At 60.0% G+C, this 25,101-nt stretch carries 25 protein-coding genes and 2 pseudogenes; 12 read left to right on the top strand and 15 right to left on the bottom strand.

Annotated features, from left to right (window positions below):
• Positions 1-187: 187 nt before the first annotated feature.
• On the bottom strand, positions 188-457 hold the full coding sequence (locus LXM55_RS04150) for a hypothetical protein (RefSeq protein ID WP_233318840.1): 270 nt from the start codon (positions 455-457) through the stop codon (positions 188-190).
• A 345-nt stretch (positions 458-802) separates the two neighbouring features.
• Between LXM55_RS04150 and LXM55_RS04155 the strand changes: the two genes are divergently transcribed.
• Positions 803-1,135 carry a type II toxin-antitoxin system HigB family toxin gene (locus tag LXM55_RS04155; protein ID WP_233318842.1) on the top strand — a complete coding sequence of 111 codons (333 nt, stop codon included), beginning with the start codon at positions 803-805 and terminating at the stop codon, positions 1,133-1,135.
• Positions 1,132-1,767: a helix-turn-helix domain-containing protein gene (locus tag LXM55_RS04160; protein ID WP_233318844.1), complete on the top strand. Its 636-nt coding sequence runs from the start codon at positions 1,132-1,134 to the stop codon at positions 1,765-1,767. Before LXM55_RS04155 ends, LXM55_RS04160 begins: the two co-directional genes overlap by 4 nt.
• Before the next feature lie 50 nt (positions 1,768-1,817).
• Here LXM55_RS04160 and LXM55_RS04165 read toward each other — a convergent pair whose 3' ends face one another.
• Together LXM55_RS04165 and LXM55_RS32605 are read right to left on the bottom strand one after the other, a co-directional pair.
• Complete coding sequence (locus tag LXM55_RS04165) at positions 1,818-2,414, bottom strand: hypothetical protein (RefSeq protein ID WP_233318847.1); 597 nt, start codon at positions 2,412-2,414, stop codon at positions 1,818-1,820.
• A 63-nt stretch (positions 2,415-2,477) separates the two neighbouring features.
• Positions 2,478-3,035 carry a hypothetical protein gene (locus LXM55_RS32605; protein WP_442799727.1) on the bottom strand — a complete coding sequence of 186 codons (558 nt, stop codon included), beginning with the start codon at positions 3,033-3,035 and terminating at the stop codon, positions 2,478-2,480.
• A 78-nt stretch (positions 3,036-3,113) separates the two neighbouring features.
• On the opposite strand from LXM55_RS32605, the pseudogene LXM55_RS32610 reads away from it, so the two are divergent.
• Positions 3,114-3,494, top strand: a pseudogene (locus LXM55_RS32610) (DUF6896 domain-containing protein).
• A 21-nt stretch (positions 3,495-3,515) separates the two neighbouring features.
• Here LXM55_RS32610 and LXM55_RS04175 read toward each other — a convergent pair.
• Entirely contained in the window at positions 3,516-4,139 is a 624-nt protein-coding gene (locus LXM55_RS04175) for a class I SAM-dependent methyltransferase (RefSeq protein ID WP_233318850.1), read from the bottom strand.
• Positions 4,140-4,260: 121 nt separating this feature from the next.
• On the opposite strand from LXM55_RS04175, the gene LXM55_RS04180 reads away from it, so the two are divergent.
• Positions 4,261-4,698, top strand: coding sequence for a hypothetical protein (locus LXM55_RS04180; protein WP_233318851.1), 438 nt, complete (start codon positions 4,261-4,263; stop codon positions 4,696-4,698).
• A 7-nt stretch (positions 4,699-4,705) separates the two neighbouring features.
• Here the strand turns inward: LXM55_RS04180 and LXM55_RS04185 are convergent, their stop codons facing one another.
• Both LXM55_RS04185 and LXM55_RS04190 read right to left on the bottom strand, forming a co-directional pair.
• Complete coding sequence (locus tag LXM55_RS04185) at positions 4,706-5,599, bottom strand: contractile injection system protein, VgrG/Pvc8 family (RefSeq protein ID WP_233318853.1); 894 nt, start codon at positions 5,597-5,599, stop codon at positions 4,706-4,708.
• Between the two features lie 164 nt (positions 5,600-5,763).
• Entirely contained in the window at positions 5,764-6,867 is a 1,104-nt protein-coding gene (locus LXM55_RS04190) for an extracellular solute-binding protein (RefSeq protein ID WP_233318855.1), read from the bottom strand.
• Between the two features lie 138 nt (positions 6,868-7,005).
• Between LXM55_RS04190 and LXM55_RS04195 the strand changes: the two genes are divergently transcribed.
• Complete coding sequence (locus tag LXM55_RS04195; protein WP_233318857.1) at positions 7,006-7,797, top strand: helix-turn-helix domain-containing protein; 792 nt, start codon at positions 7,006-7,008, stop codon at positions 7,795-7,797.
• A gap of 13 nt (positions 7,798-7,810) precedes the next feature.
• Here LXM55_RS04195 and LXM55_RS04200 read toward each other — a convergent pair whose 3' ends face one another.
• The 3 genes from LXM55_RS04200 to LXM55_RS04210 all read right to left on the bottom strand — a co-directional run bounded on the left by LXM55_RS04200 (position 7,811) and on the right by LXM55_RS04210 (position 11,302).
• Positions 7,811-9,043, bottom strand: coding sequence for an NADH:flavin oxidoreductase/NADH oxidase family protein (locus tag LXM55_RS04200; protein WP_233318858.1), 1,233 nt, complete (start codon positions 9,041-9,043; stop codon positions 7,811-7,813).
• Between the two features lie 196 nt (positions 9,044-9,239).
• Complete coding sequence (locus tag LXM55_RS04205) at positions 9,240-9,689, bottom strand: MerR family transcriptional regulator (protein ID WP_233318860.1); 450 nt, start codon at positions 9,687-9,689, stop codon at positions 9,240-9,242.
• Between the two features lie 104 nt (positions 9,690-9,793).
• Positions 9,794-11,302, bottom strand: coding sequence for a 2OG-Fe(II) oxygenase (locus LXM55_RS04210; RefSeq protein ID WP_233318862.1), 1,509 nt, complete (start codon positions 11,300-11,302; stop codon positions 9,794-9,796).
• A gap of 104 nt (positions 11,303-11,406) precedes the next feature.
• On the opposite strand from LXM55_RS04210, the gene LXM55_RS04215 reads away from it, so the two are divergent.
• From LXM55_RS04215 to LXM55_RS04225, 3 genes are all read left to right on the top strand, one after another.
• Positions 11,407-12,015: a TetR family transcriptional regulator gene (locus LXM55_RS04215; RefSeq protein WP_233318864.1), complete on the top strand. Its 609-nt coding sequence runs from the start codon at positions 11,407-11,409 to the stop codon at positions 12,013-12,015.
• The gene (locus LXM55_RS04220) at positions 12,012-12,698 is read left to right on the top strand and encodes an HD domain-containing protein (protein ID WP_233318866.1); all 687 of its coding nucleotides are present in this window, start codon (positions 12,012-12,014) and stop codon (positions 12,696-12,698) included. Before LXM55_RS04215 ends, LXM55_RS04220 begins: the two co-directional genes overlap by 4 nt.
• Positions 12,699-12,797: 99 nt before the next feature.
• The gene (locus tag LXM55_RS04225; RefSeq protein ID WP_233318868.1) at positions 12,798-13,670 is read left to right on the top strand and encodes a GIY-YIG nuclease family protein; all 873 of its coding nucleotides are present in this window, start codon (positions 12,798-12,800) and stop codon (positions 13,668-13,670) included.
• 62 nt (positions 13,671-13,732) lie between these two features.
• Here the strand turns inward: LXM55_RS04225 and LXM55_RS04230 are convergent.
• Together LXM55_RS04230 and LXM55_RS04235 are read right to left on the bottom strand one after the other, a co-directional pair.
• Positions 13,733-13,933, bottom strand: a pseudogene (locus LXM55_RS04230) (tautomerase family protein); the annotation flags it as partial.
• Positions 13,934-13,953: 20 nt separating this feature from the next.
• Positions 13,954-14,361 carry a hypothetical protein gene (locus LXM55_RS04235; RefSeq protein ID WP_233318871.1) on the bottom strand — a complete coding sequence of 136 codons (408 nt, stop codon included), beginning with the start codon at positions 14,359-14,361 and terminating at the stop codon, positions 13,954-13,956.
• 177 nt (positions 14,362-14,538) lie between these two features.
• Here LXM55_RS04235 and LXM55_RS04240 point away from each other — a divergent pair, with 177 nt between their 5' ends.
• Positions 14,539-16,758: an OsmC domain/YcaO domain-containing protein gene (locus tag LXM55_RS04240; protein WP_233318872.1), complete on the top strand. Its 2,220-nt coding sequence runs from the start codon at positions 14,539-14,541 to the stop codon at positions 16,756-16,758.
• A 122-nt stretch (positions 16,759-16,880) separates the two neighbouring features.
• Here the strand turns inward: LXM55_RS04240 and LXM55_RS04245 are convergent, their stop codons facing one another.
• The 3 genes from LXM55_RS04245 to LXM55_RS04255 form a co-directional block, all read right to left on the bottom strand.
• Positions 16,881-17,312, bottom strand: a complete 432-nt coding sequence (locus LXM55_RS04245) for an HIT family protein (protein WP_233318875.1) — start codon at positions 17,310-17,312, stop codon at positions 16,881-16,883.
• Positions 17,313-17,386: 74 nt separating this feature from the next.
• Entirely contained in the window at positions 17,387-17,746 is a 360-nt protein-coding gene (locus LXM55_RS04250) for a DUF7677 family protein (protein ID WP_233318876.1), read from the bottom strand.
• Positions 17,747-17,841: 95 nt separating this feature from the next.
• Positions 17,842-19,416 (bottom strand): sensor domain-containing diguanylate cyclase, encoded by a 1,575-nt coding sequence (locus LXM55_RS04255; RefSeq protein ID WP_233318878.1) that lies wholly within the window; start codon positions 19,414-19,416, stop codon positions 17,842-17,844.
• Between the two features lie 331 nt (positions 19,417-19,747).
• Here LXM55_RS04255 and LXM55_RS04260 point away from each other — a divergent pair, with 331 nt between their 5' ends.
• Positions 19,748-20,590 carry a suppressor of fused domain protein gene (locus LXM55_RS04260; protein ID WP_233318879.1) on the top strand — a complete coding sequence of 281 codons (843 nt, stop codon included), beginning with the start codon at positions 19,748-19,750 and terminating at the stop codon, positions 20,588-20,590.
• Between the two features lie 20 nt (positions 20,591-20,610).
• Positions 20,611-21,051, top strand: coding sequence for a hypothetical protein (locus tag LXM55_RS04265; protein WP_233318881.1), 441 nt, complete (start codon positions 20,611-20,613; stop codon positions 21,049-21,051).
• Between the two features lie 217 nt (positions 21,052-21,268).
• On the opposite strand, the gene LXM55_RS04270 is transcribed toward LXM55_RS04265, so the two are convergent.
• Complete coding sequence (locus tag LXM55_RS04270) at positions 21,269-22,765, bottom strand: hypothetical protein (RefSeq protein ID WP_233318883.1); 1,497 nt, start codon at positions 22,763-22,765, stop codon at positions 21,269-21,271.
• A gap of 530 nt (positions 22,766-23,295) precedes the next feature.
• Here LXM55_RS04270 and LXM55_RS04275 point away from each other — a divergent pair.
• Positions 23,296-25,008 carry an amidase gene (locus tag LXM55_RS04275; RefSeq protein ID WP_233318885.1) on the top strand — a complete coding sequence of 571 codons (1,713 nt, stop codon included), beginning with the start codon at positions 23,296-23,298 and terminating at the stop codon, positions 25,006-25,008.
• The last annotated feature ends 93 nt before the right edge of the window (positions 25,009-25,101 follow it).

Here is a 25,101-nt window from a genome sequence, read left to right on the forward strand (position 1 = left end):
TCGCCTTGGGTTGAGGATTCAATCGGTCGACGCAACAGATTGGCTAAATGGCCCTGCAGGCGCTTCGTATTTCAGTTTTTTGCGAGCTCATTACGGATCAAAACTGAGTCGATGAGCACGAGCATTTTCACAGACAAAAACAAGCGAAGTGCAATCTGCCAGACCGTCTTACTTTTTAAACCCCACCCTATATATGTTCCAAATATTCCAAGGAAACCTCGCCACCGAGGTAAGGGCCGTCATCACTGCAATCCATTGCCGGCTCGTCAAAATCAATCCATACACTGGTCATAATCCTGTCTTTTCCAGCCATAGTTCGTTGAGTGCTAGATAACTCCACTTCACCACCTAAGGCTTCCTTTACATATTCTGGAGGTAACGAAACCACTCCAACCCCGCCATTCGGCCACCACACGTGGGGCTTAACTTTTACCCTGTCACCGTCATTGAATTTCATTTATTTACTGACCCGTTCTCAAACCGCCAAGCCCCATATTGCAATCCTACAAAACTTACAGACGCGTCTGACTTGTCCCCTCCGGGACCCAACGCCCATAGTCTCTCTCGGTTCGCCAACCCGCGTTTCGAGCGCATCTCGCGCACCGAAAAAATGCTGTCAACACCAACCGGCAGCACATCACCAAGGTCGCTGAAATGACTCTGCGCGACGGTCGCAACTTGCTGGAGGAATAGCCCAAATGCCCCCCTCGCAAGCTGGAACCATTAAGTCTCAAGCTGTCGACAAACCGCAGTTGTGAAAAAACACAACCAGAGTAGCATTGGCTCGAAGACAGGGAAGCCTATGGACATTCTCACGCCATCACGTTTTACCGATGCTGCGATTTTGTATCCGAACGACAAGGCCGGGCTTGATCGTTGCCTGCGGATTTTGAGGATGGCACGCCCAAAAGGATTCGCAGACCTGCAAAAGCTTTTCGGTACGCAAGGGATCGACTTGTTCAAACCGAGAGCCGCAGCGAACTGGGTCGTGATCGACGTAGGCGGCAACAATCTCAGGGTGATCGGCGGCGTCAACTACACCCGACAGAAGTTTTACGTCAAACACATCTACACACATGCCGACTACGACCTTGCCAACGCCTGGTATGCAAGAAACCAAGGGGTAAAACGATGAGCGAAGCCCGAAACGAACTTCAAACCGTGATCGCAACGCTTGGCGAACTGCATGCGGTGCTGGAGCGCCTGCGCGGTGAATTTGTGCACGGCATCAAGACCCCCGCTGACTACGAGCGTGCGACCGACCTGCTTGATGAACTCACTGATGGGCGCGAGCTGAGCAAGGTCGAAGAGAAAGTTCTTGTCGAGCTCGAAAATGAAATTCTGGCCTACCAGCGCCACTCCGAGCAGTTTCGCGAATCGAACGCCGCTTTTGAGGCGGCCTGCACCCCTGTGCAGTTGATCAAGGATCTGATGGAAACGCGGGGGCTCACGGGTTCTGATCTCCCTGAAATCGGCGATAAAACAGCTGTGTCCAAGGTGCTCAGTGGGAGCCGGCCCATCAGTCACAAGATGGCCTACGCGCTGGCAGAGCGGTTTTCGATGGAGCCCAGTGCTTTCGTGTCGGCAGCTTCGGTAAAGGCCGCTCCTCTCGAAGGCGTTCGTCCCAAGGCTAAACAGACTTCAGCTTATTACCGCACTAGCAACATCTCCCGGAACTTACTCCCAGTGAAAGGTGCCGACGCTGGTGAATCCAAACGGGTAGCGTCCAAGAGCCGACACTTGGGTAAAGCTCCGACCAAGGGATAGCCCATTTCCATCCTGCCGTTCTGAGTTCCGTACGCTAACGCCGTATCGCCCTACCCCAACTGCAAAAAGAACCGACCAATCCCCGCGCCTGTCCTCTCTGAAAAGTCCTCATCCAGAAACAGATACCCCATGCCATCCGAAAGCACGCCTTTATGCTCAGGCAGCGCTACATCCAGATCGCCCCCATAAATGGAGACCCTTCTGCGCCCTGCCCCCGCCAGAACAGGCGACTGCAACCAAGCGTCCACGCCATCCAATTTGGACGCCAGGTTTTCATCATCGTCCGCGTCGCCGTTCACCCCCAGCCGCACCGTTCCGCGATCTGAAATCGGCTGAGCGGCCTCATGCCGCTCGGAACCGGCTCGCACATAGCCCATGACAACTGCTTCCGAGTGTCCCTGGACAGCACGCAACTTTCGATAGTGGCCGACCTCGCCCGGCCAGTACGGCACAAAAACCGACACCCAATACCCCCCATCAATCAAGGCCTCTGAAAACCAACGTCCAGGAAAGGCCATGAGGTGGGTCAGCGCCACTCCATCAGGCGAACGGGGCCAAGCCAGATCAGTCGGCAGACAGGCTCCACCACCGACATAGGCATCATCTTTTGCAGGCGTTTCACTGGTAAATATCAGCTCGTCAAACATGCGTATCTTTGCACTCAGTCATGGGTTGCAGCCTTCGTTAACAGCCCCAGGCCAATACCGGCCTCAAGGCTTCAGGCCATACACCTTGCCTCGACAATCCACCCTCAATTCCTCCAGAAAGGGGCGCAACTGCACCTCCTCCATCAACGCCAGCAACTGTCCAGCCGCCTCCCGCAGCAACTGCCACTGCTCATGTTCAAAGATCCCCCGGTCGCCACAATGAAAGGCCGCCTCGGACAATCCATTGCATTGCCCCCAGAGGTTTTGCAGCCCAGCCCGGACTTCATCCGGCAATGCACTGGCGCACGTTGCTAGCAGCGCCTCCAACGGCAACATCGCCATGGACCAGGCCTCACAGGCGGCGCAATCAGGGATGGTGGCCTGCTGAGCCTGCGCATCCAGTGCCAGAAACCCCAGGGCATCGATTGCCTCGCCCACCGCCAGCACCCGCTTGTACTCATCCTGCCCGTACCATTCCCAGACAGTGGTGGAGAACCCCATGTTTTCAGCTCCAAAATTCGTCCGGGCGAATATATCGGTATCACGGTCCTTTTGCGCATCCAGCAGCCTCGCCGCTTGTGTCGCGCTGCAAACTCTGGAATTGTCTGCCCCTTTGACCACGCCCCCATCCCCATGAACCCACGCCTCGCCCAGCTTGTGTGCGACTACCAGGCCAGCGTCCGCTGCGCCGTCGAGTTGATGCAGCAATGCGCCATCCCCCTCCCCGCCAGCAACAGCGACTGGGCGGGGCTCGATATTCCGGAGCAAGGGCAGCTGACTGGCGGCATCCGTTACTTCAAGCACGGCTATGGCTGCGCCGTTCACCTGCCAACGGCAATAGTGAGCTTTGACTTTGGCGAGTAGGGAGAGATCGACGGCGTCACCCTGTCCAGGCTCGCCGGCTTTGCCGAGAACCGGCTCGCGCAGTACGGTTTTACCGATGAGGATGAGCTCAAGCAGTGCTTCGAGCATGAAGTGGCAGCCGGGGCTTTGGTGTATTCGGGCTACATCCTTTACTACGTCGCGGCGGCGGAGTCCCGGCCGTGCAACCGGGTCGATGGCCACACACCTTCGGCCTGAAGCGCTCCACGCACTGTCGCTTCAGGCGTCGGGCGCTGGCCGTTGGGCGATCACCTCGAAGCGGTGCCAATGCTTGGTGCCACGCAGGCTGGGGCCATCGTATTCATGTGCCTCGAAGCGGATCAGATCGAGCCCCTGGAACAATCCACGGGCCTGTGACTCGGAATGAAAGGTTCTCGACGGGTCGCCCGCCCAATCATCCCGGTTGCCGAACAGTTGCCCAACGAACAGGCCTCCCGGCAGCAGTGCAGCCCTGACCTGGGCCCAGAATTTTTCGAAATGCTGCGGGTGACAAAAAGGTATCGACATGCCGGCGTGAATCAACGAGGCAGCCGGCAATGTCGCGAGGCTTTCAAACTGTTGCGTGCGGGTTTCCAAGCAGACGCCCGGGAAGTCGGCGCGGATGGCGTTGACCATTTCAATTGCCGCGCGCTCCTGGTCAATCGCCAGCACATCCCAGCCCGCCGCCAGCAGGCCGCGGGTTTCATTACCGCTGCCACAGCCCAGATCAATGGCCTGTCGCCAGTTCGCCTGAGGGCTCAGCCTCTCGAGCGCCGCACCCAGAAGCGATGATAACGGCCGCTCTTTGTGGTGCGCGTAGTAAGCTCCCCAACCGGATGGCCGGCCTGGATCTCGCGATTGCATTCCTTGAACCTTCGTTGATGACCATGGACTTATTGAACGCCACGGATACTGACAGAGTTCTGATCCGGTTTCATGGACCAGAGCCCCCTATTTCATCACCCGCGACCCCCGGAACAGCAGCATGAAATTCACCTCGGCCGGCCAACTCATCGACCCGCGAACCGTCGGCTATCGCAGCCTGGGCTTCGGCGAGGCGCTGTCGATCCCGGCAACGCCCTATGAGTTGTGCGTCAACCACAGCGACCTGCCACCACGCTTTGTGGAGCGCGCAGACACTTTTATTGCCGAATGCAAAACCGACGACATCGCCCAAGGCTATTACGACATTCCGGAGCTTGCGGCGCTGGGCTACCCCAGTTTCAGGACGCTCTTGCAAGACCATCCCGACCTCGCGGCGAGCTTGGTCCAGGACTACCTGTATTTCGAGCTGTTCTTTTCGCTGTTCCCACATTCAAGCGCTCTTGAAGTGGTGATAAACAGCATCACCAGCGTCTGCTCAAAAGAGGCGGCTATCAGGATCACGGGCGAGACATTCGCCGCCCGTAACATCTGCCCATGACGGGCATTCAGCTGCAACACAGGCAACCGCTGATCAGCGGTTGATCGGGGTCGTTTTCAAGAAAGGCGACCCTGACCTCCACGCCGGGGCGCAAGGGCGTCCGTTCACAACGCCAATTGGCCGCGCCCTCCAGCCAGCAGCTGCTCTTGTCGTCAAACCGACCTTCGCGATCCCAGGGAAACTTGACCTTGACCCTTTCGAGGCGCCGATCACACGGGCTCGCCTGGTCTTCCAGTGCAATCACCAGCGCCGTCTGGTTGCCGGGCGCCCGAGGCTTCTGGTGAACCCGAGGCGGGTGCTCGCAAGGGTCCAGCGCCAGCGCCGGGAAACGGTTGCGATAAGCCGCCCGGTCATCGCTAAAGACCAGTACGTGGCCTTGAGCGCTGTGCTGGAAGTGGAAGTGAATCCCCTCCTCTTCGCACAAGCGCTGAACAAAGTGCAGATCGGTTTCATCGTACTGGGTGCAGTAGTCACGCTCGGGGTAGGTCGAGCCCAGTTCGAATCGGCAGGCGTCGCCCAGAATCCCATGTTCTTCGAGAATCAAGGCGACGATGTTCGGCACCGAGAAGCGTTGATAGATCCGCTGATTGATGCGGTGGCGCAAGTAGGACAAGTGCGGCACCAGGGCCAGGTTGTAGTGGGTCAAGCCCTGCGCGTTACGGACTGGAACAATGTGATAGATGCGTCCATGAATGCCATTGCCCTGTGCATCGAAAGCCAGGAATGCCTGCGCATCGAAGAGGCGTTGCAGATCCAGGTCCGGTCGTTGGTCCACAAGCTCCACGTTGAAGAAGTAAGGCTTGCTGATCGACTCTTCTCCGGTGAAGGCGAGCACTTGAAAGTCATGCTCGAAACCGTCGATGGTCAAACTGAAGTGGGTCTGATTGGCTGGGCTTAACATCCACTGTTCTCTTCTTGCATAACCTGTTGAACGGACGCTGTCGCATACCGCCTTGCGGAAAAGTTCATCTTCCGCAAAGCGAGTACATTTCACCGAGTGTTTTAAACAATGAATTCACACACACTAAAAAGTGCATGAAACAGCAAGCGAAGAGTCAAGCCAGATCAGATACTGCTCTTCACCTTAGTCCAGACCCGCGTGCGTATTCTTTCCAGTTTCAATGGTAGCGGCTCAAGCGGAACCAAGGTCGCGACCGTTTCCTTGTCTGGGTAGATCCAGGGGTTATCACGCAACTTCTGCTCAACGAACGCGGTGGCATCTTTATTCGCATTGGGATAAAGCGTGTGATTTGAGGTCTTGGCGATAACTTCCGGTCGCAACATGTAGTTGATGAACGCCATCCCTGCTTTGGGATGGGGAGCGTCTTTTAGCAGCACCAGGTTTTCCGACCAGACCAGTGCACCTTCGCGAGGCAGGCTGTAGCTGATCCTGCGTCCGGTGTTGGCACTCTCGTTGGCCGCCTGAGCAGCCAGGGCACCGTTGGCCCAACCCACCACGACACAGATATTACCGCCCGCCAAGTCGACGTCGATTTTGGAAGAGTCGAAATAAAGGATGTAGGGACGAATCTTCAACAGCAGGGCTTGAGCTTTAAGGTAGTCATCCGGGTTCTTGCTGTTGCTCGGGAGCCCAAGGTAGTTCAAGGCAATCGAGATGATCTCGCTGGGAGAATCGAGCATGGCCACGCCACAGGACTGGAGCTTGCTGATGTTCTCCTCTTTGAAGATCAGGTCCCAACTGTTGACCGGCGCATTGTCACCCAATGCGGCTTTGACTTTATCCACGTCGTAGCCAATGCCGGTGGTGCCCCACAAGTAGGGCACGGCGTAGCGATTACCGGGGTCATTGACCGCGAGCTGGGCCAGGATGTCGGGGTCGATATGGGACAGATTGCTCAGCTGGGCCGGGTCCAGCGGCTGCAGTACCCCCGCCTGGATCAGGCTGGGCAGCACATTGGAGGTTGCCACCACCACGTCGTAGCCGGTGCGCCCGGCCATGACCTTGCTCTGCATGATATCGGCGCTGTCGAACGCATCCATGTGAATCCGAGTGCCCGTGTCCCGTTCGAACGCCTTCGGGGTCTCCGGTGCGAGCAGTCCGAACCAGTTATACAAGTACATTCCGGGCTCTGCCGCTGCCGCAGATGTACTGATTGCGGCAGCGAGAAACGCGGCCGAAAAAAGGGTTCGCAAAGGTGACTTTCTCATGCAACATCCTTGTCAAGACGACGTGCCCTCATGGCTGTCGTAAATCCTGCAAGCGAATATACCGAGCCTTAGCCAATAGTAAATACCTACGATTACTTACCCTTGACCTACGAATCCCTAACCCTAAAGGGGTAGAAAATGCCACTCGACCTTCATAACCTGGCTTGGCACCGATCGATTGGAAAGCTGATCATGCAGTTGAACCGTCCAGAGTTCTGGAGTTCACTTATCCGCACGCTCAATGAATATGTACAAATCGATAACTGGGTCGTATTAGTCTTCAACAATCAGCAGGTGCAAGTTGTCAGCCTTCCCGAAAGAGCCGATGCAGAAGAGGTCGATGCGTTCATTCATCTGTATGTAAAAGGGCTTTATCTACTGGACCCGTTCTACATAGCCAACCGGGAGAACCCACAGAGCGGCTTCTTTCACTTGCTGGATATTGCACCAGAGTACTTTCTTGAAACCGAGTACTATCACAAGTACTTTGCGCAGTATATTTGCGCAGATGAAGTGCAATACAACGTTCAACTCGATGCAGACCGGACCCTGTGCATTTCCATTGGCAGCAACGTCCATTTCAATCAGGCACAGATCACCATGCTGGACATGATCAAGCCATGGGTCACCGCCTTGATGCACCAGCGCATGTGCTTCGAGACGGATGTGGAGAAACACCTGGCCGAGCCCCCTCAATGGCCTGAAACCATTACCCAGCTTGGCGCGCAAATAACCACCCGCGAAAGTGATGTACTCAGGCTGTTGCTCAGTGGCTTTTCCAACAAAGAGATTGCTGGAAAGCTATCCCTCTCCACGGAAACCATAAAAGTCCACCGCCGCAACATTTACGCCAAGTTGAACATCAAGTCGCAGTCCGAGCTCTTTGCGCGCTTCTTCATGCCAAGGCAGGATGTCCTGTCTCCCAGTTGAAGCGCCCCCCACATCACTTCGCCTCCTTGGCTATCCAGCGCCGGTATTGACGCGTGCGGCACACGCTGGCGAGTTGTTGCACGATCAGCGCGCGCAGTGGTGAAATACCGGGCTCGGTTTTTTTCGCCCGGCTGAGTCTACGCAGTTGAAACTTGACCACCGCCATGTTGGCCAACGACGCCATGGCCTTGTTCTTCCAGGTAATGGGGGGCAATTGCGGCGCGTTGTCCTGGCCCTGCAGCCAATCACGCGGCAGCGAGGGGGCGATGGCCAAGGCCGTGCCGATACCCACCATGTCCACGCCGCTCTGCACGACCATCTCGGCAATCGGCCGGCGACGCACGCCGCCGGTGACCATCACCGGCATCCGGGCAACGGTTTGAATGTCGCGGGCGAACTCGACAAAGTAAGCCTCGCGCGCCAGGGTCCGGCCATCACGTGCCTCGCCCTGCATGGCCGGGACTTCATAGCTGCCACCCGACAACTCGACCAGATCCACGCCCAGTGGGTTGAGCAACGCGACCACTTGCCGGGCCTCATCGGCGGTGAAGCCGCCGCGCTGAAAGTCGGCGGAATTGAGCTTGACCGCCACGGCAAACCCTGGGGAAACCACGGCTCGCACTGCCTTGACGATCTCCAGCAGCAGGCGCGCGCGGTTTTCCAGCGAGCCGCCCCACTCGTCCGTTCTCTGGTTGCTCAGCGGCGAAAGAAACTGGCTCAGCAGGTAACCATGGGCGGCGTGGATTTCCACGCCAGTGAAACCGGCTTGCTCACCCAGGCGCGCGGTCCGGGCAAACCGCTGGATGACCTCCTGAATCACGCTCGGGGTCATGGCGTGAGGGGTCGCGAAGTGCTTGGACATCTTGCCCAGGTTCAGCGGTATGGCTGAAGGGGCCCAGGCTTTCTGCCCAAGGTTGGCCTGCATCTGACGCCCGGGGTGATTGATCTGCAGCCAGAACTGCGCGCCGCCGGATCGACCGATCCGCGCCCAACGCTTGAACTTGTCCAGTTGCTGCTCATCCTGCAGCACCACCCCGCCCGGACCGGTCATGGCCCGGCCATCGACCATCACGTTGCCGGTGATGATCAGGCCCGCCCCACCGTCGGCCCAGGCTTGGTACAGGTGCATCAGTTCTTCGGAAGGCGCCTGGTCGGCGTCTGCCATGTTTTCTTCCATGGCGGCTTTGGCGATGCGGTTCTTGATGGTCGAACCGTTGGGGAGCATCAGGGTATCGAAGACATTCATGGGGTAGCCCTCATTGGAGACGGGGCCACCTTAAGATTGAAGTGAACTTTAAGGTCAATGGTTTTTTTCAACGTCACTCAAAACAATCGACTCAATGTTCAAGGCGCCCGCGCAACCCCGGTGGGCGAGCACTGATCCAGCGGACGGGGAAAGGCCTTTGAACCTGCCAGACCTGTGCAGCCTGGCAGCTCGGCTCTCACTTGGGAGCGCGCGCCTTGCGGCGGCCCGATGCCGCCGTCGCGCCCTCTTCGCGCAGACGGTTCAACAACTGTTGCGCATTGTCGGCACAACCCATGCCCTCGGGCTTGCTCTGGATACCCTCGATAACGCGCAGCAACTGGGCCTTGTTCTGCGCCAACCGCTGTTGCAGAAGTTCGATTTCCTCGACCTTGCGCTTGAGCCCGCCGAGCATTTCCTCATGCTGCCAGCCGTTGGCATTCATCGGCAGCAGTTGGCGGATCTCCTCCAATGAAAAACCGGCCGACTGGGCCCCGGTGATGATTTCCAGAATCCATTCGGTGTCCGGCGCATAGTCCCGATAACCGTTGGCCTTGCGCTCGACAGCGTTGATCAGGCCGCTCGCTTCGTAGAAACGGATGCGTGAAGGCGCCAATCCGCTGATTTTCGCCAGTTCGCCTATTCGCATGTTCCCCACCTGAAACCATTGAGCTTGAAGCCGACTTTAAACCCAAAGCCATTTTGCGGCCAAGCGACCAGCGAGGTCCTGCAATGCCCCACTAGACGCTAGCGCTAGGCGCCCTGCTGCAGTATCCGGCCGTCATATCCGCAACTGATCCAGCGACCGAAACCGATGGGCAGCACATCGGTTGCAAAGTTGTGGTGCGAGCCGATGACCGCCCCCTGCCGTGTTGGCAGGTGCCACCTCTTGACGAGCCCATCCTCGCCGCAGGTCAGCAGCACCTGTCGCGCTTCAAAGCGCACGCGCCGGACCGCCCCGTCATGAGCGGCAAAGTAATCCAGGCGCGCCAGTGTCGGAGCGCTCGCCAGCAGGTACACCCTGCCGTCAAGGTCACCCGCGGCCAAGGTCACGCGGCCATCGGCGTCGGCCCAGCTCGTCAGCGTCCTCAGGGGGCGCCCCAGGTCGATCTCGCACAGGCAGTCCCGCTCCTCGGGCTGCCACAGCCTGACCCTTCCGTCCTCCGAGGCCGTGGCGAAACCGCCGTCGGCCAAAGGCGCGATCGCCCAGACCCAGCAGGCGTGGGCCTGGCGCTTGTCCGCCGCGCCGGATGTCAGGCTCCAGAGCGTCACGCAACCGTCGGCGGCCCCGGTGACGAGACGGCCACCCTCAAGCCGTGCGCAGGACAGTACGGCCGAATCCGCTGTGCCGACCAGCGTTGACGTTCCGCTCGCCAGGGACCAGCGCCGAATCGTGCGGTCCCGCGAGTGCGACACCAGCTCGCCAGGCGCGGTTTCCAACAGGCCGAGGATGGATTGTGTGTGCCCGTCGAGCTGGCCCAAGCACTCGCCCTCAGGGCCCCAGAGCCGGATGCTGGCGTCGCGCCCGGCGCTTGCAAAGCCCTGGTCGCCAAGGCGGGCAAGCGCCCAGACGTACCCTCTGTGGCCGGGCTGGAAAGCCCCCTCGACCTGCGTGGGATGCTGCGGCTCGTACATCAGATCGCTGCGCATGACGTACTTTTGGCCAGCGCCCACCCGCGCCCCCGCGTGCCAGAGCCCGTGGTCGAACACGATCAGGCTGCCCTGGCGCGGCCGCAGGCAAAGCGTGGCATCCCGGCCCGACATGGCCGCGGCCCGTCCTGCAAAGAACAGCGTCTCGCCGCCGCTGAAGGCATCGTCGTTCAGGTAGACCATGAAGGTCAGGCGCGACTGTGTGGACTGGCGATGGTGCACACCATCCTGATGGGCGCGGAACTGGGTGCCGGGCTGGTAGCGGCAAAAGCGCAGCCGCTCATTGACGCCGACCATGCGCCAGCCCTCTTCGTGCAACATCGCGCCGAGCCCCGGTGCCTGTGAGGCGCAGTGTGTCAGGCGCAGGAAAAGCCGCCCGGCCAGCACCGGGTCGTCCGCCACGATCCGCTCGTTGTCGCGGTAGGAGGACGGATAGTCGGCCGCCGCGCTGGCAAACCCACGCCTCTGCGTGGCTTCCACCAAGGCTTCGCACTCGCTTGCCGAGAGAAACCCGTGTACGAGGATGCACCGCGCGGCGTCACCCAGAGGCCGTTCGACCGTGACCGAGGGAGCGCTGGCTCGCGCCTCTAGCATTTCAGCAAAGGAATTCATCGTGCTCTCCAAAGTTGGTCCGTTGACCAACATTTTCAACGCTAGGGTGCAGCGAGGCCGATGTCAATGCTAAGCTGGTCGTGCGACCAATATTGGAGAATCACATGGCACGCCCCTCGAACACCGATGAAAGGCGCGGCCAGATCGTGGCGGCACTCCAGGCCGTCATGGCAAGGGCCGGCTACGCCGGGGCCACCATCGCCGCCATCGCCCGGCAAGCGGAACTCGCGCCCGGCCTCGTGCACTACCACTTCAAGGACAAGCGCGAGATCCTCGTGGCACTGGTCGAGTCACTGGCCGGCTACGCCCAGCAGCGCTATGAGTCCCGCGCCGCTGCGGCCCAAACGGCCGAACAACGGCTTCAGGCCTACATCGCAGCGCACCTTGCCTACGGCTCGGACGCACAGCCCGATGCCGTCGCGGCGTGGGTAATGGTCGGCGAGCAGTCGGCGCACGACCCCGACGTGCGCGAGGTCTATCAGGCCGTGCTGGCGGCGCAGATGAAACTCCTCAAAGGCCTGCTCCGGCAGTGCTTCGCCGAACGCGGACGCCGCGTCCGGCAGCTCGACGCACTCGTGACAGGCATTACCTGCTTTATCCAAGGGGCGTTCACGCTGTCCACCACGGCGCGGCCGCTGCTGCCGACGGCGTTCGCTGCACCGACGCTGAGCGCCTGGGTGGAGCACTACATCGATGCGCAGGAGGAACGATGACAGAAGCGCCAGAGGGCGGCCGCCTGTTCCCGACCCACGCGCCCGCCACCCCCGACGAGCCTGATGCCATGGGTTTCCCCGCCTGGGCTCGGGTCTGGGCCGAACTGGGAGTCGAATGCCCGTCGCAAGCGATCTACCAGGCACTGGTTCGACGCTACGGCGAACCGCACCGTGCCTACCACAACTGTCAGCATGTGCAGGAGTGCCTCCAGGTGCGCCGGCTCATCAACGCGGCCTGCGATGCCCCCGCTGAAGTCGATCTCGCGCTGTGGTTTCATGACGCCCTATACGACCCCCTTCGCCACGACAACGAGCTACGCAGTGCGCAATGGCTGGACGAGGTAGCGCGCGACAGCGGCCTGGGCGACGCAACGCGACGCAGGCTTTACGAGCTGATCATGGTGACCCGACACGACGGCGCTCCGGCGTCGGCCGACCAGGCGGTCCTGGTCGACACGGACCTCGCGATCCTTGGGGCATCGGCCGAACGCTTCGAGGAGTACGACCTCCAAGTGCGCCGCGAGTACCGCTATGTGCCTCTGTTCGTGTACCGCCGAAAGCGGCGCCAGGTCCTGGAGGGCTTCCTGGCCCGCGGGCGCATCTATACCTGCGCGCCGTACTTCGATGCGTTCGAACAGCAAGCACGCGCCAACCTGGCACGCGCCATCGACCGCCTCGGCTGAGCAGCGCCCCCTGCCGGTCGGCAGAGAACAGCCGTTCGTAGCCCTCGCCACTCCACCCAACACTGGAACGAAGAGGATCTGGACGGCTGCAGTGCGCTCATGGAATCCTCAGCCCAGGCAACCCATTCCCTTGCACAGAGCCCCTTCATGCTTATACAGCTTCTGACCAGCCTGCTGCCGTCACTCACCATGCAGAACACCAAGGTTCATCTGGCCCAACACAACGGCATTGACCACCCGATGGACGTTTACCTCGCCGGCGAGTTCGACGACTGGCAATCGTGGCAGTCGCGAAGGAATTTCGAATGCGAATACGTGATCGGCCTGGTCGAACTGCCCGGCACCAAGAAATGGCTGCTGGCCGGGGTTTACGACTCACTCAAACTCAACGAGGCGAAGGGCGATAAAGACAAGCATGACTTCGTGTACGACTACCGCCGCGTGCCTGAATTCGCCGAGCTGGAAGGTCGCTTGATACTCGACTACACCAAGCCGCGGGGAAACTACCTCTGGCTGGAAACCTGCCTGAAAAGCATGGTGGTGTCTTCGATCCTGGAAAGGCCCATGACGGTCGGCAAGTTCCCCGGTTTCAAGGAAGTCGATGTCTCTCATCGGGAGCTGAACATCATCGTCAAGCAAGGCCTGGAGTCATGGCAGACCGCGCTTTCCAGCGTGGCGGGCGTGTACCTCATCTCCGACCGGACTGAAGGCGAGCATCAGCTATACGTAGGCTCCGCGACCGGCACTGGCGGTGTATGGGACCGCTGGGTCACCTACGCCCATAACGGACATGGCGGAAACATCCGCCTACGCGACCTGCACACCCGGCGTGGCGAGAATTTCGCGGAAAATTTCAGGTTCAGCATCCTTGAAATTGCCGACAAACACACCGGAAAGGACGAAATGATGCAGAAGGAAATTCACTGGAAGCGCCGCCTCCTGACCCGCGACAGCGGGCTGAACGGCAACTGAAGGGTCTGCCCACGTGATAACGGATGCGCGGCGCCCGTACAGACGCCGCACAAACCCGATGCCTAGTTGCCGCGCCCTCCTCCAAATGACCACGCATCACTGGCCGTCGTGGAAATCACCACCATGACACCCTCCGCGTTGAGCCCCGTCGCCCGCCACAACTTGTCGACCAGATCGCGGTAAAAACGCTGTTTGGTCGCCACGCTTCGCGGGCGGCCCGCGGTTATCACGATGAGCACAAAGTCATGGCTGCGCGGCCCTCCAGGCGCTGGATGCTGCGCACCTACCCTGGCGGATGGCCCCCAGACGCTCCATCACCTAACCCCCGAAGAATCCTTTCCAGCTCCGGCCGCGTCCACTTCTCCCAGGGCATGACATCCTGCGCGTCACCGCGGTGCCAATACTCCCCGGCATCAAACGCAAGGTAGATGGAAAAGGCCGGCTCAGGCATATCCGCGCTCAAGGACACATCGATAATGGCGCTAAACAAGGTGTTCATGATTGCATCGCAGTCATGAAAGTCGCGGCGAGCGCTGGTAAAGAGCCGGGCCACGGCAATTGCCACCTGGTTCAAAAGCTCGCACCGATCGATCTGCAATCCCTCATAGAGCAGATTCAGCTCCTGGCTGGAGCCGTTTTCGATGGTTTCCAACACCCGCTGAAGATCAGCCTCACTCAACACGGTGGTCATTGCCCCACATACCTTTTATCCGAATGGCCGACCTTGGCACCTGCCAAACGCCCTGTTCACGGGGTTCCGGCCACCGCTCAAGACCGCTCCGCCCCCCATTGCCAAAAACCGCCCCACTGCCGCGCAAAATCCCGGATAATGCCCGCCATTTTTTGCCTCGTCACGCCGGTGCCCCCCATGGAAATCAAGGTCAACTTTCTCGACAACCTTCGACTTGAAGCCAAGTTCGACGACTTCACGGTGGTGGCCGACCAACCGATCCGCTACAAGGGCGATGGCTCGGCGCCGGGTCCGTTCGACTATTTCCTGGCTTCCTCGGCGCTGTGCGCGGCGTACTTCGTCAAGCTGTACTGCCAGACCCGCAACATCCCCACCGAGAATATCCGCCTGTCGCAGAACAACATTGTCGACCCGGAAAACCGCTACAACCAGATCTTCAAGATCCAGGTCGAGCTGCCGGCGGACATCTCCGACAAGGACCGCCAGGGCATCCTGCGCTCCATCGACCGCTGCACGGTGAAGAAGGTGGTGCAGACCGGCCCCGAGTTCATCATCGAGGAAGTGGAAAACCTCGACGCCGACGCCCAGGCGTTGCTGATGCCGCCATCGAGCGCGACCCAGAGCACCTACATCGCCGGCAAGGACCTGCCCCTGGAGCAGACCATCGCCAACATGTCCGGGATCCTCGCGGGCCTGGGGATGAAGATCGAAATCGCCTCGTGGCGCAACATCGTGCCCAACGTCTGGTCGCTGCATATCCGCGATGCGCAGTCGCCGATGTGCTTCACCAACGGCAAGGGCTCGACCAAGGAAAGCGCCCTGGCCTCGGCCCTGGGCGAGTTCATCGAGCGCCTGAACTGCAACTTCTTCTATAACGATCAGTTCTGGGGCGAGGAAATCGCCAACGCCGAGTTCGTGCATTACCCGGACGAGCGCTGGTTCCAGCCAGGGCGCAAGGACGAGTTGCCCAAGGAGATCCTCGACGAGCACTGCCTGGCCATCTACAACCCCGATGGCGAGCTGCGCGGCTCCCACCTGTACGACACCAACTCGGGCAACATCGAGCGCGGCATCTGCTCCCTGCCCTACGTGCGCCAGTCCGACGGCGAGGTGGTGTACTTCCCCTCCAACCTGATCGAGAACCTGTTCCTCAGTAACGGCATGAGCGCCGGCAACACCCTGGCCGAAGCCCAGGTGCAGTGCCTGTCGGAAATCTTCGAGCGCGCGGTCAAGCGCGAGATTCTCGAAGGCGAGATGGCCCTGCCGGACGTGCCCCAGGAAGTGCTGGCCAAGTACCCCGGCATTCTGGCCGGCATCCAGGGCCTGGAGGAGCAAGGCTTCCCGGTGCTGGTCAAGGATGCCTCCCTGGGCGGGCAGTTCCCGGTGATGTGCGTGACCCTGATGAACCCGCGCACCGGTGGCGTGTTCGCCTCCTTCGGCGCCCACCCGAGCTTCGAGGTGGCGCTGGAGCGCAGCCTCACCGAACTGCTCCAGGGCCGCAGCTTCGAAGGCTTGAACGACCTGCCGCAGCCGACCTTTGAAAGCCAGGCGCTGATGGAGCCGAACAACTTCGTCGAGCACTTCATCGACTCCAGCGGCGTGGTGTCGTGGCGCTTCTTCAGCGCCAAGGCGGACTTCGAGTTTGTCGAGTGGGACTTCACCAGCCAGGTCGACACCAGTGAAAGAGCGGCGGCCAACGCCGAGGAAGCCGCGACGCTGTTCGGCATCCTCGAAGGCCTCGGCAAGGAGGTCTACATGGCGGTGTACGAGCACCTGGGCGCCACCGCCTGCCGCATCCTGGTGCCGGACTACTCGGAAATCTACCCGGTGGACGACCTGATCTGGGACAACACCAACAAGGCGCTGTTCTTCCGCGAAGACATCCTCAACCTGCACAGCCTGGATGAAGACGGCCTGCGGGACCTGGTGGAGCGCCTGGAACAGAGCGAGCTGGACGACTACACCGACATCACCACCCTGATCGGCATCGAGTTCGACGACAACACCGCCTGGGGCCAGTTGACCATTCTCGAACTCAAGCTGCTGCTCCACGTGGCCCTGGGGCAGTTCGACCCGGCCAAGGAGCTGGTGGAGATGTTCCTGCAATACAACGACAACACCGTGGAACGCGGGCTGTTCTACCAGGCCTTGAACGCGGTGCTGGAAGTGGAGCTGGACGACGAACTGGAGCTGGGCGACTACGAGGCCAACCTGCGACGCATGTTTGGCAACGAGCGGATGGACGCGGTGATCGGCTCGGTGGACGGCAGCGTGCGCTTCCACGGCCTGACCCCGACCAACCTGCAGCTCGACGGCCTGGACCGCCACCTGCGCTTGATCGACAGCTACAAGAAGCTGCACGCGGCGCGGGCCAAGTGGACGGCAGCCAACCGCTGACACCCCGCCCTCCCCGGCACCTGTGGGAGCGAGCTGGCTCGCGAAGCCTTCAAGAACGCCGCGTTCCCCAGGGAACGCGGCGTTTTCGTTGACGACCATTGCGAATAAGCTCGCTCCTACAATCAGACGGCCAATAGCTGGGCGATTCTTTCGCGCAATGCCCCATGCTCGGCCTCGACATAAGGCGGCGCGGCCTTCCAGTCGTAGAACCACACCGGCATCCGGCGCTTGCCTTCCGGCTCCGAGGCGTAGCGGGGAAAGATATGGCAATGCAGCTCCGGTTCGGAGTTGCCGAGGATTTCATAGTTGATGCGCAGCGCCCCGGTGGCCTGGAGCAGTGCATCGCCAATACGGGCCATGTCCAGCAGGTAGGTGGCCCGGGCCTCGGCGTCCAGGTCATTGAGGCTGGCGACCACCGGGTCCGGCAGCAACAGGCAATAGCCTTCAAGAAACTGCACATCGCCCATCACCGCCCAGCCCGAAGCCATGCGGCAAATCACTTTATCGTTGGCACCCTGGCGGGCCAGTTCTACACGTTGCGAAATCAGCGACATTCATAATCCTTGATGAGGGTGTTCGTCGTTTCGAAACCACACGGCCCGACGTTTGTATCGAGCCTTCGAGAAACCTAGGCCACACCGAGTGGCCAGGGCTTGCTGTCCTCTCTATCCGGTGGGCCATACAGCTCCTGCTCCCACTCCTCGAACGCCGGCACTGCGCTGTAACCCGGGTCGCAATACTGACGGATGTATTGGGCGGCACGGTACTCGGCGTACTTGGCATTCACCGGTACGCCCTGCTCGTCCAGCTCCAGCACATTGGCGAAGATCGCGTAGGCCATCTCCAGCATGCTCGGCTCTTCGCCAAGGCAACTGCGGTAGTCGATGCCTTCCAGCAACGGGTAGCCGAGGGTGCCGTTGGCGACCCAGAAACTGAAAGTCCGCAGCGCCCCGGACAATTCCGCGCTGAGCTTCTTCGGGTAAATCATGGCGATCGCCTCTCGTTGATGTCGGACCGGGGCGGATTCTCAATGAGCCGTCGGTTTAAAGGCAAGGCAGACCGAGCGAGCGCAAACACCCGCACTTAGCTGACCGCCAGCGAGCGCCCTTCGGCCACCACGCAATTGCGCCCGTTCTGCTTGGCCTGATACAACAGCCGATCGGCCTTCTCCAGCGCGGCCGCAACCGAAACGCCACCCGGCAGCCACAAGCTGACGCCCAGGGAAACGGTAATGTGGCCGACGGTGTCGATGTTCGCCGCGGCGATCGAGGCGCGCAGACGCTCCGCGACATCGGTGGCCGAGCGCAGTGAACTGTTGGGCAGCAGCAAGACGAACTCCTCGCCACCGACCCGGCACGGCAAGTCATCCGCGCGCGAGTTTTGCTTCATCAGGCCGGCAATCGCCCTCAGGGTTTCATCCCCCACACCGTGGCCGAAGGTGTCATTCACCCGTTTGAAGTGGTCGATATCCATGGAAACGATGGCGAACGGCTGCCCGGCCTGTTGCCAGAGCGTCAGGGTGTCCTGCATCGCGCGCCGGTTGGCCAGCCCGGTCAACGCATCACTTTGCGCCTGCTGGTTGAGCCGGCCGATCTTTTCCTGGAGCAGGCTGGTGCCCAGCAACAGCGCCCGACGAATCTGCCAGCTTTCAAAATACTGCGCCGGGATGGCGCTGATACGCTCATAGCTGTCCGGGCTGTCCAGGCGCTTGGCACTGTCGGCCAGCCGGGACAACGGCGCCGAAATCTTGGCCCCCAGCCACCAGATCAGCACCATCCCGAACAGCGCCAGCGGAACAATGTCCCTGGCGACCTTGGACATGGTCTCCTGCAGCAACGCCTGGATGTTGCCCAGCGGTTGCTGCGAGATCACCCCCCAGCCGCTGCTGGGCACCTGGGCGAAGCCCGCGAGCATTTCCACGCCATGGGCATCCAGCGCCTGCAACGCGCCACTGCCCTGATCAAGAACCGCATCGACAATCGGATCTTCGGCGACGATCTCGCCGATCCGCTCCGGATACGGGTGATAGAGCACGCGCCGAGTGCTGTCGACCAGGTAGACATAGGCGCCATCCTCCCGCACCTGCCGGTCCATCAGGTCTTGAAGGGCGTTTTTCTGTTCCAGGCGAATGCTGCCACCGACCAGCCCGAGGTACTGCCCCTTGTCGTCGAACACCGGCTGGGAGATGAAAACCAGCAGGTTGCCGGCGATGGACTTGAAAGCCTTGCTGATGATCGGTTGCCGCAGCCTGAGCGGCGCCTGGTCTTGCAGGGACTGGCCATCGAGGCGCAGGTGCTCGGGCGCCGACGCAATGACGGTGCCGGCCGCATTGGTGATCAGTACCGAGTTGAAGCTGTTGTCCTGCCCCAGCAAGCGCTCGGCTTCGCCGGCCAATAGTCGCGAGTCGCCAAAGCCCTTGCCCAGCAGAGTGGCGGCGTACTTCAAGCGCTCCTGATCGGAGCTGAGCACCTGCTCCACACCCGAGGCGATGCGAGCGGCATAGGCCCGATTGGCTTGCAAGGCGTTATCAATCAGCTCCTGCTTCTGGATCTTGAACATGACCCAGAAGCTGTTGGCCAGGGTGGCCAGTGCTGCGAACAGTACGAAGACCAGAATCAGAACACGAAGATTGAGCTTGGGCTTGGGCCGGGTGGGCATTTAACGAAGTCCGGATGAGCAGGCAGGCAAAAAATTCCGATGTTGCGGCAAGTGCCTGCCGGTTAAGGATCATTCGCATCCGTGCGCAATCGACACATCAATAATCATGTATCGAACATCGTCGAAACGCCTGCACCGCTTAGCTATAAAAACGTCTGGCGTTAGAGCCGCGCAGTCTACCCGGGTTGCTCCAATTGGCAACCGGGAATATGCCCAGGCCACCCGTTGCGCATGGCGTCGTGGTTTTCACATCCGGTGCAACCCGTCACAATGCCCCGCTCCTGCCAGGGTTAGCCCCTGGCGCCCGTATCACTGATCGCAAGGACCGCCCATGAGCTTCTTCAGCCAGTTGTTCGACCGCCTCAAGAAACCGGCCCCTTCGGCCATTGGCACACGGCAGGCGCCCAATGAGGCGAGCGCAGCGGTCGACGCCGTCGAGCCCATAGGGAACGTCGAATCGGCCAACCTGGCCCTGCTCGAAGCCGGCGCCGCCTGCCTCGACCGCCATTGGCAAGCGGTCGGCCAATGCGAGCAGGATGTCCTCGGCTTTGCCATCAGCCCCAGCTTCATGGGCGGCCCGCACTGGCCTTCCACCCGCCAGGCGTACCGCATTGTGCGCCGCGACAACGGCATCATCCTCGCTACCGAAGGCCTGTCAGACCCCTTCGATGGCGTCGAGGGCGACGACCTGGGCAACGGCTTCGAGATGGAGCTGTTCGTCGAAACTCCGGACATCCCCGATCACGCCCAGGGCACGCCCGGCGACGTCTACCCCTTCGCCGACAGCTGGACCTTTGAACTGCTGCGCTGCGTGGCCGGCACCGTGGCCGATGCCGGCGGCTACCGCTCGCGCCTGGAACGCTACGGCGTGCTGTCCCTGGAGCTGCCCGGGGTCAGCCAGTCTCGCGCCATGAGCGAGCAACTGCCGGCACACTTTGTCAGCGCCGACGACTGCGTCGGGGTGCTGATCGGCGGCCCGGCCGCCGACTTCCCGACCCGCCTGGAAGACATGCCGCTGTCACCGGTGACCCTGGTGCCGGTGGTGCTGATCACCGCCTCGGAGCTGGAATACCTGCGCAACGACGGCGCCCAGGCCCGGGAAGACCTGGTGGCACGCCTGAGTGCCGCCGGCCTGGGCCATGTCAGCTACCTGCAACGCGCCAGCGTGATCTGAACAAGGGAGCCATTGAGCCAATGCCAGCCGCCGATGCCTACTTTGCCTTTCACCTGTTTGCCGCGCGCTTTGCGAACCAGGCCGAGGCCGAACTGTTCGCCTTCGAACAGTGGGAAGCCGAACCTGCGGCGGATGCCAGCGCCGCCGAGTTCAGCGCCTGGGAAGCCCGCAACCCCAGCTGGCGCCTCAAGCAGGAGCTGGGCTACTCCATGGACGCCGACTTCGTCGAACTGATCGACCGTGAAGACGGCCCACCCTACCTGGAATCGATGATCCGCAGCGACGCTGAAAAACAGCAACTGCGCACGCGTATCGATCCCGGCTACAGCCATTACATCGTCGTCGGCAGTGAGTCGATCCATGGCGACCGGCAATCGGACGCCCCCGGCCCCAACCAGCGCAAACCCACAAACACGGCAACGCTTGTTTACCTGGGCGAGTTCAACCGCTCCAAAGAGTAAAAAAGTTGTGTACTTTACTGCTGAGTCTCTAGTTATCACTACCAAAGCATCGACACCGATAGCGAAGAGGCTGAGCAGTAAAGGCATGAACCCGAAATAAAACAATTAATAAAGTTTAGAAATACAACCTATATAAAGCCACAACTCCAGCGATCTCACCCTTATACCTTCAATGCAAAATCGCAATCATACAAAACAGACCAGGACATTTAAAACCTCAAAGCTTTTCACTCACAGTAAAGAGCACCGATTTAATCATTGAAGCCTTCTTAGTTACCGACTTCCCATTCAAATCAAACCAAGACAACAAAAGATAATCACCTTCTACATTTACCGGCACCACCCCCAAAGCATCTTGCTGCCATCTCTCCAACTTCGGCCTAACAACCTCAACCCTTCTACCTTTTATCTCATTCAACGCTACATCATTATTATTTTCATCCTTTATTACCGAACTTTCGCCCAGAAGCAGTTCGAATTTCAAACAACTAACACTCTTCTCACCCTTTACAATAGGCCTCATTGACTCCATATAACCAACAAGCTTCCTCATGGAAATATTGCTTGCATACTGAAACAGTGGACCAATAAAATCTCCATCATAAACATTGCCACGCAACGATACCGACACTGCATCACTCAAACCAAACAACTGACTTCCACCAGAGCATGATAGATCCTCAACACGTACACCTGCATCGATAGCCGAAGACATTAATGGCACCACCAATTCTTCAACCATCTTCTTACGAGCCTCAAATTTATCTGAAGCAATCAGAAATTCATCATCAAGCCTCGACTCATATATGGCCACCGCCACCTCGACATTTTTTATCTTCTGGTTATTATTTTTTTCCGCAAGAAGTCCATATAGAACAAAATCCCTAAGCTTTTGACTAGCAGGTTGCAGCGTCGCCAGGGCCAACATTGACTCATACTTTAGTAACTTGCTGTCCGTTGAATCTGCAACAGCAGTGATGGCCTTGACGGCCGGACGGTGATTTTCATTCCTGAGCCTTTTGAGTATCCCCAGCATGATTTTTTCTGAAGGATTGCTGGGCAACAACCTCGTTGCTGCGACATCAATCTCAACAGAGGACGGATAACTTAGAAGAATGAGTGCCTTTTGCTCTTCAGGCCCGACCCATCCGTAGTTTTTATGTTCATCCGCAGCCAACAACAGAGCCAACTCTTGAGCAACATGTGTTCTAGACTCGTCCGAACCAGCTAAGTAGCTCAATCCGGATATCGCCTGATCAAACGTTTCGACGCTTGACGTCGGATCCTTGACAATCCTAAGCAACCTCTTGATTTCCTGCTGCCTATCAGGTCTCTGGGGGTGGCGATCAGAATCTCTTGCTTGCGCAGCTTTCGACTCAATATAAGCCGAAGCCACCAACGCCTGATCCATAAATCGACTCAGGCTAACTGAAATACCAGAACTGGGATCATCTAACTTATACTGTTCCTCCAGACGCTGCTTAAAATAAGCCTCCAGACTTTTCATAACGTCATCCGCCTTGGTAAAACCAAAGGCCGTTAATATAGCCAGGATAATAACCCCACACCACTGACCAACTTTAAGATAAAGCTGTATCCGCTCTTGCAACACCTCTGTTTCTCGCTTGAACAGCGTTGCAATTTCATTGCGCATTTCCTGGCGAATTTTCTCCCGCTCCTCGGACAGCAAACCCTTCAACTCCGACTCATCCATGTCTATCACCTTTCAGAGTAGCGCCATGCATTTTTATGTCGTTTTACAGCACTAGTTAGACCACTCATCCCAAACGAGTCGGACCATTTAGACTCTAGTCGCCCTTTGAAAAAAAGCTCGCAATTTGAGAGTGGCGCACGGCATCTTGGAGCTAGAGAGAGTGCTCCATTCCAGAACACAGGCGTTTGTACTCGCCTCCCCCTAAGATCAAGTGTTGAATACCACCTACCACAATAGTGTGTTGCTCCACTCAAGGGTTGGAGACAAGAAATCTCATCGCAACACAGCCCCTTTTTCTGTATCGCACCCTCAACTCGGAGTCGTCATTGCTCCACGTGAGCTCGACCAATAATCCATCAAGTCGATTCCTCTACCCCGCGCTAAATGCTAAAAAGGCCCCCTGCGTTCCATGCCACCCCTGTCGTGCCGAGCCGTACCACGAGAACCACCATGCACAGTCATTACCCGAACACCCGCGCCCCGTTGCGCCCTCTATACCTCATTCCCCATCAGCCAGCGGCGGTAGCAGCATGATCGAAGTCACTGAAGTGTCCATTGCCGACCTGCGCGCCGCCCTGGAATCAGGCCGGACCACCTCCGTGGAGCTGGTCCAGGCCTACCTGGCGCGGATCGACGCCTACGATGGCCTGGAGACCTCCACCGCGCTGAACGCCGTGGTGGTGCGCAACCCCGAGGCCCTGAAGGAAGCCGCAGCGTCCGACGCGCGTCGCGCCAAGGGCCAGCCCCTGGGTCCCTTGGACGGCATTCCCTACACCGCCAAGGACAGCTACCTGGTCAAGGGGTTGACCGCCGCCTCGGGCAGCCCGGCCTTCGCCGAGCTGGTGGCCTACCGGGACGCCTTCACCATCGAGCGCCTGCGGGCTGCCGGGGCCATCTGCCTGGGCAAGACCAACATGCCGCCCATGGCCAACGGCGGCATGCAGCGCGGTGTGTATGGCCGCGCGGAAAGCCCCTATAACGCCAACTACCTGACCGCGCCCTTCGCCTCCGGCTCGTCCAACGGTGCCGGCACCGCCACCGCCGCCAGCTTCGCCGCCTTCGGCCTGGCCGAGGAAACCTGGTCCAGCGGTCGTGGCCCGGCCTCCAACAACGGCCTGTGCGCCTACACGCCGTCACGCGGGGTGATCTCGGTGCGCGGCAACTGGCCGCTGACCCCGACCATGGACGTGGTGGTGCCCTTCGCCCGGACCATGGCCGACCTGCTGCAAGTGCTGGACGTGGTGGTGGCCGAAGACCCGGACACCCGCGGCGACCTGTGGCGCCTGCAGCCCTGGGTGCCGATCCCCAGCGTGAGCTCGGTGCGCCCGGCGTCCTACCCGCAACTGGCGGCCGACGCCACGGCGCTCAAGGGCAAGCGTTTTGGCGTGCCGCGCCTGTACATCAACGCCGACCCCGAAGCCGGCACCAGCGACAAACCCGGCATCGGCGGCCCCACCGGCCAGCGCATCCATACCCGGCCCTCGGTGATCAGCCTCTGGGAACAGGCGCGTCAAGCCCTGGAAGCCGCCGGCGCCGAAGTACTGGAAGTGGACTTCCCGCTGGTGTCCAACTGCGAAGGCGACCGCCCCGGCGCACCGACCGTGTACAACCGCGGTCTGGTCAGCCAGGAATTCCTCCATGACGAGTTGTGGGAACTTTCGGGCTGGGCCTTCGACGACTTCCTGCGGGCCAACGACGATCCCAAGCTCAACCGCCTGGCGGATGTCGACGGGCCGAACATATTCCCCCATGACCCCGGCACCCTGCCCAACCGCGAAGACGACTTGGCCGCCGGCATGGACCAGTACGTGACCATGGCCAAGCGCGGACTCAAGAGCTGGGACCAGATCGCCTCCCTGGCCGACGGCCTGCGCGGCCTGGAACAGACCCGGCGCATCGACCTGGAAGAGTGGATGGATCGCCAGGGGCTGGACGCGGTGCTGTTCCCCACCGTGGCCGACGTAGGCCCGGCGGATGCCGACATCAATCCCGAGTCGGCGGACATTGCCTGGAGCAACGGCGTGTGGGTGGCCAACGGCAACCTCGCGATCCGCCACCTGGGCGTGCCCACGGTGACCGTTCCAATGGGCGTGATGGCGGACATCGGCATGCCGGTCGGCCTGACCTTCGCCGGCCGCGCCTATGACGATTCGAGCCTGCTGCGCCTGGCGTCGGCCTTCGAATCCACCGGCAGCAAGCGGCTGATTCCGCCACGGACGCCGGCCTTGCACCGCGCCAACTGAGCCACTGGGGTCGGGGCCGCAATGGCCCCGACTCGCAAGAGCAACCGAGCAGAAGCAGCGCTGACGGTAAAAGGCTAGCGCTGTGACTCCCCA

This window comes from Pseudomonas sp. Au-Pse12 (assembly GCF_021341665.1).
In the GTDB taxonomy this organism is placed as follows: Bacteria; Pseudomonadota; Gammaproteobacteria; order Pseudomonadales; family Pseudomonadaceae; genus Aquipseudomonas.